Here is a 5,411-nt window from a genome sequence, read left to right on the forward strand (position 1 = left end):
GCGCTTGGAAGGCTACAACGCTTTCAATCATGTAAATCTAAGCATGCCGAACACCAGCTTTACGGCAGGCGCTGGAGGAGTGAATGTGAACAACAACTTCGGCGTGATTACCTCGGCGTCGTCGGCTCGGCAGGTACAGCTTGGAGCGAAGGTGAGGTTTTGAGATGGCCCATGCACCGTGTGCCCCATGTTCGGGGTCCCCAACGAACTTGTTCGTTGGGGTGGTGTCCCTCGGGGACCTGGGCCCGGCCTTTCTTGGACCAAGCGTCAAACTTCGGATTCCAGGCAAGCTTCTCCTTACTACTGAACGAAAACGGTCGCGCGTAGCGCGATACCCAGGTCCCCATGGGACCCGGGGCACCCGGATCGCTACTCCCACGGATCTCTTCGCCCATTTTGAGAAACTTTGTTGCGAGTCACCACGATCGCCGCCATGATAGGTGCTTCGCTTGTTGTCCAGACGAGCTATGATGTTGTCCGGTTCGAGCGGGTGGTAAACGAACGGCTGAGCTTGAAGTTCGTTGGAAGGACAATGCCATGAATACCAATGCTGTTGTTCCGTTAGCGATTTTCGTATTCGTGTTTCTGATCTGGATCGTCAAATCGATCAACATTCTGCAAGAGTATGAGCGCGGAGTAGTGTTTCGCCTGGGCCGCGTGAGGAAAAATGCGAGGGGCCCAGGCATCGTTGCCATTCTTTGGCCGATCGACAGGCTAGTCAGGGTATCGCTTCGTGTCGTGACCTGGGTGATTCCGCCCCAGGATGTGATCACAAAAGACAATGTCTCTTTGAAGGTAAATGCGGTCGTCTATTTCAGAGTGGTCGCGGCGGTTCAGGCCATCATCGAAGTCGAGAACTTCCGGTTTGCCGTGGAGCAGGCAGCGCAGACGGGACTGCGGTCGGTGCTCGGTGAAGTGGAGTTGGACGATCTTCTATCACAGCGCGAGACGCTGAACACAAAGCTCCAAACGATCCTGGACGAACATACCGAGCCATGGGGAGTGAAGGTAACGCGCGTCAATGTAAAGCAGGTAGATCTTCCCCAGGAGATGCAGCGAGCCATCGCCGCTCAGGCAGAAGCAGAGCGCGAGAGAAGAGCAAAGATCATTGCGGCAACCGGCGAGTTTCAAGCTTCCACCAAGCTGGCTGAAGCCGCCGCCATTTTGAGCCGTGAGCCCAGCGCCATCACGCTCCGTTATTTGCGGACACTGGTTGAGATCGGAGTTGAAAAGAACACCACCGTCGTTTTCCCGCTTCCACTTGATCTTCTGGGTGGCCTGATCGCCAAAGCGGGCATCGTCGATCCGCGGCAAGCACCGCCCACTGTGTCGGGTCCGGAAACACCATCCGGTTCATAAAGGCGTAGCTTCCTCATCCGGGATCGCAGGGATTCTTCTTCACTCAGAGTTCTATGGGAATAATCTTTGAAAGGCGCCCGTGTGCTTCAGCGTTTTCCATCTCCGATGCTGAATCCTCCACTCGGACGCTTCCGGGAAGCTCTCGCAAGGATCGCAAAAATGAAGACAAGCTGGCTTAGAGTTCTTGACCATGAGGGCGGAATAACAATGGCAGCACGATGGGATCGTATCTTTGTGAAGATTTTGCGTCGTGCGGGACCTTGATCTGTTTCAGATCGAGCCCCTCTTTTCCCGGAGGCCGGGTCGGAAGCAAGCGGTAACACCGCAAACGAAGCCGAGGACATGCGGTAGCCGCGTCGAGGGATAGTCTCAATGTATTCCTTGCCATTGGGCAATTTGCCTAAGACGCGGCGGAGCCTAAAAACTGTTTGTGTAATGTTGTGCTCTTCCACCTCGGTATCACGCCAGAGCCGGTCCATCAGAGTGGTCCTACTCACCACTTCTCCCTTCGCTTCAAGAAGCAGCCTAAGCAATTCAAGCTGTTTCACAGTCGTATGAATGACATCCATCCCTCGCAGCAGGCGCAAGGACAGTGGGTCAATGACATACTCTCCAAAGCGGATGGTTGGGTCGTTCGGGGGCAGTCTCGTTGCTGGGTTCAAACTGAGGGCTCCTGACGCCTGGCAAGGCCAGCATAGGCCACCGGCCATCGGGTCATATGGTCAAAATTGACCAGTACGCAGCAAGAAATCGGCAATTCGACAGCCATATCGGCGGTCGAACTGCCTGGTGTTTGCGCCGTGTTCAACGTGGCCCGCCAAACATTGCACTCGTAGTGCCTCCGATGGTATCGCCAGATACAAGCAGCTCTACCCGGCGGTTCTGCTGGCGCCCGGCGGAAGTGTCATTCGAAGCAACAGGGACTGTGCTGCCAAACCCTTTCGCGCTGACAGAGCCAGTTGCTACGCCCTCTTGTACCAGGTAATCCCGGACTGCTCCGGCACGGTTTTCTGAGAGCTCCTGGTTCATGACATCGCCACCGATATTGTCCGTGTAGCCACTCACCTGAATGCTGAGCCCTGTGTATGAGAGAAGAATCCCCGAGACCTTCGCGAGCTTTTCGCGTGCCTCGGATTTCAGCGAATATCTACCGGTGTCGAATAAGACATCTGACATGTTTACGATGAGTCCGCGAGCGCTGTCGCGCGTCTGTAACACATCGTTTAGCTGTTGTGATAAGCGAGCACGCATCTTTGCTCTATCGTCCTGCGCCTGAACGGTAGCCTGTTGCGCCTGCTCCGCGTTCAGGCGTGATTGAGCGGCTTCGGCTTGCGCCGCATCCCGCTCGCGCATTGCGTCGTTTGCCTGCCCTTGCGACTTTGCCTGCGCGTCCGCCGAGGCCGCGCGATCTTTCGCCAGACTCTCTTCGGTCCTGTTCTTAATTGCAATCGCGCGTGCGTCTTCCGCTGTCTGGACAGTCTCGCGGGAGGTCGCGATGAGCTGCTTTTTGGAAGCGCGCTTATCCGTGGCGTAACCATCTGCCATCTTCATCAGCTGGAGTGCATGCTGATAGCTATCGTTGGCATACTGCCCAGCTCCTTCTAATTCCGCGATGCGCACCGCATTCCGTGCTTCGAGAAATTCCAGGGGTACCTTGGCATCCAGAACGACTGGGTCAAGCTTGTAGCCTGTCGGGATATAGCCCCCGCGCTCCATAAGTTCATACTTCGCGCTCACCGCCTCGGTGGTTGCCTTAGTGTCCGTCCGTATAACATTTTCGAGTACGACGACGTTGCTGGGCTGACGGACCGCATAATACGGCTCAGCCGTCACAAGCATCGCGAATGACTGGAGCTCGGTGGTGACATCCAGCTTGCTACGGTGATTGTCGCCGACCAGGACTTCACCCAGATTTGACGCTCTGCCCTCGGGAGAGATGGCCCACAGGACATAGGTGAGATATTCACTGCCGAAGGTCGTCGGGGTCTGCAGATTGGCGAATTCAACCTCGATCTCAATCGCGCCACGTTTGCTCTCTACCTTCGCCTGGCCGTTCGCCAGAGGCATGAGTTCGGTCCCTTTGAAGTCTACCTTCGTAGCACCGCTACGATGCTGGTAGTTGAGAGCCTGGGTACTCCGGCTGATGGTAGCCATACGGAAGATCTGAACAAGAGGGCCGGGCGCAAGAAAGAAAGGTGCATGTGCAGGCATGGTTGTTGGAATATTGGTTTGAGCAATGGCGCTCAGGCATAGGGTGGTTGTAGCAAGAAGCATATGTGCGATTTTCAAGGTTTCTCCATTGGACAGAGGATTGTCCTGTTGCGGTGGGCGATTCCGGTATCGTTGCTGTAATGTCGTCGCCGCCGGATGTCGTCATCTCATTTTGAGAGCAAGCGAAACGCGAAAGCGCTGCTCTGAAGGAAGTCTGTAACCTCCTTCCAGAGCAGTGAAATGTCCTGCTACTTGTCTTTCTTGAGCTCAGAGACCTCAGCCGCGCGAGCTGTCTGAGCAATGGCCTTCATGAAGCCACGAGTAGATTGTGGAGCGGTGACTTTGCCTGACAGGATCGACTCAAATGAGCGGTCGCGCCCGTAGATAGTTTTCGTCGAATCACTGTCGTGCTGTACGACAGCGCCTTCCAGTGTGATTCCCGCAAAGGCTCCGCGTGACCTGGAGTAGGTAAGAATCTCAGAGTCAAGCTTCCAATCCGTACCCGCGGAAGCATGGCGTCCCACTGGACCTGCGGCGGCGGAAGCGTCTCCGCTGAGCTGAAATTTATTGGTCAAGAGGTGCTGAAATCCCCGCTCATTCATTACAACCATGACAAGGTCTACACCTTCCAGCCCGATCTGTAGTCCCCAACTACCGCCGCCGATCGAGACGAATGCCGGCGCACTCCATCCAGAGGCCGTACGGCAGGAGGCGATGCCTCTGCCATGCTTACCGCCAAAGATGAAGCCACCTTTCACCAGATGGGGCACAACCACGATGCACCTGGCACTACCTAACACTTCTTCCGGAATTCCCTTATCCGGAGCTTCCATGATGTCGTGAAGTACGTCGGACGACATACGCAGGCGCTCGATTGCGTCCTGGCGTCCGGTTGTAGCCCAGACGCTTCCGTTCGCCATTAGAAAGGCGCTAACCAGGAGCAGAGAAATAGTTTTCATTGGGTTCCTCGCAGAGTGCGGGAGAGCTAAGAGGGGGACAACGGTCAGATGTGCTGACTTAGCTCAGAAACCATCTGGGAGCCGATAATACGGACTCTTCTCCAGACTCATTGGAGCAGATACAAGGAGAGTTGTCTGAGCTAAATAGCTCAGGAGGGCACTCTGTCGAAATACGGTGCTCGCTGGGTGCTAAGGATAGGCCTGGACAAGCATCGGGCGGGATGAGATGCAGCGTGTAGCCATGTTGTGCATGATCTTGAGCAATGGTCTGAGACCGGCAGCTTTTTCATAGAAAGCGTCCGCTACTACTCCGTCCGGTATGAAGGAACCCGAAAACGAAGCACTCATTGCGATCAGCATGATCGAAGGAAACCTGCTGCGAACCTCGGCTAACAGGTCAAATCCGGACATTCTGGGCATATAGAGATCTGAAAGGATGATCGCCGGAATCTTCCGATCGATCTCGCATAGTGCGGAAACTCCATCTTCCGCGGATCGAACCTCATAGTTCATTCCGCTGAAAATCTGCGACAGGGAACTCCGAAGCAATGAGTCATCGTCGACGATGAGAAGATTTACTTTTGTAAGGGACACGCCGAACCTCGACCGAGACATCGAAAAGGCTGCCTCAATGCCGAGTATTCCATCCCTATCTTCTTTCTGCAGTTCACATTTGCTCACTCTTTGGTGCGCGCGCCATCTTTGTCTTTGCAGGCCTGGCAAGTGCAATTGGCGCAGCTTCTGCATTATGCGGCGATAGCCGGTCATACAGAACAACATTGAGGAGAGATTTGTGTACCAGAATGCGGCCGTTGTACTGAATGAACCCAAGCTTGCGAAAACGATTCATAAAGAAGCTGACGCGAGATCGTGTCGTTCCGA

General features: G+C 54.9%; 6 protein-coding genes and 1 pseudogene. 2 read left to right on the forward strand and 5 right to left on the reverse strand.

Annotation, left to right across the window (positions count from 1 at the left end):
* Positions 1–4 precede the first annotated feature (4 nt).
* Entirely contained in the window at positions 5–163 is a 159-nt protein-coding gene (locus tag AB4043_RS13005; RefSeq protein ID WP_442307231.1) for a hypothetical protein, read from the forward strand.
* 374 nt (positions 164–537) lie between these two features.
* The gene (locus tag AB4043_RS13010) at positions 538–1,359 is read left to right on the forward strand and encodes a slipin family protein (RefSeq protein ID WP_442302767.1); all 822 of its coding nucleotides are present in this window, start codon (positions 538–540) and stop codon (positions 1,357–1,359) included.
* A gap of 86 nt (positions 1,360–1,445) precedes the next feature.
* Here the strand turns inward: AB4043_RS13010 and AB4043_RS13015 are convergent, their stop codons facing one another.
* From AB4043_RS13015 to AB4043_RS13035, 5 genes and pseudogenes are all read right to left on the reverse strand, one after another.
* Complete coding sequence (locus tag AB4043_RS13015) at positions 1,446–2,069, reverse strand: winged helix-turn-helix domain-containing protein (protein ID WP_442302768.1); 624 nt, start codon at positions 2,067–2,069, stop codon at positions 1,446–1,448.
* A 94-nt stretch (positions 2,070–2,163) separates the two neighbouring features.
* On the reverse strand, positions 2,164–3,648 hold the full coding sequence (locus tag AB4043_RS13020) for an OmpA family protein (protein WP_442307229.1): 1,485 nt from the start codon (positions 3,646–3,648) through the stop codon (positions 2,164–2,166).
* A 170-nt stretch (positions 3,649–3,818) separates the two neighbouring features.
* Positions 3,819–4,529 (reverse strand): lipid-binding SYLF domain-containing protein, encoded by a 711-nt coding sequence (locus tag AB4043_RS13025; protein ID WP_442302770.1) that lies wholly within the window; start codon positions 4,527–4,529, stop codon positions 3,819–3,821.
* 189 nt (positions 4,530–4,718) lie between these two features.
* A complete protein-coding gene (locus tag AB4043_RS13030) occupies positions 4,719–5,297 on the reverse strand; it encodes a response regulator (RefSeq protein WP_442307230.1) in 579 nt (192 codons plus the stop codon).
* Positions 5,197–5,411 (reverse strand): annotated as a pseudogene (locus AB4043_RS13035) (Crp/Fnr family transcriptional regulator); the annotation flags it as partial. The gene AB4043_RS13030 and the pseudogene AB4043_RS13035, both read right to left, overlap by 101 nt.

The organism is Terriglobus sp. YAF25, from assembly GCF_052113305.1.
GTDB lineage: Bacteria > Acidobacteriota > Terriglobia > Terriglobales > Acidobacteriaceae > Terriglobus.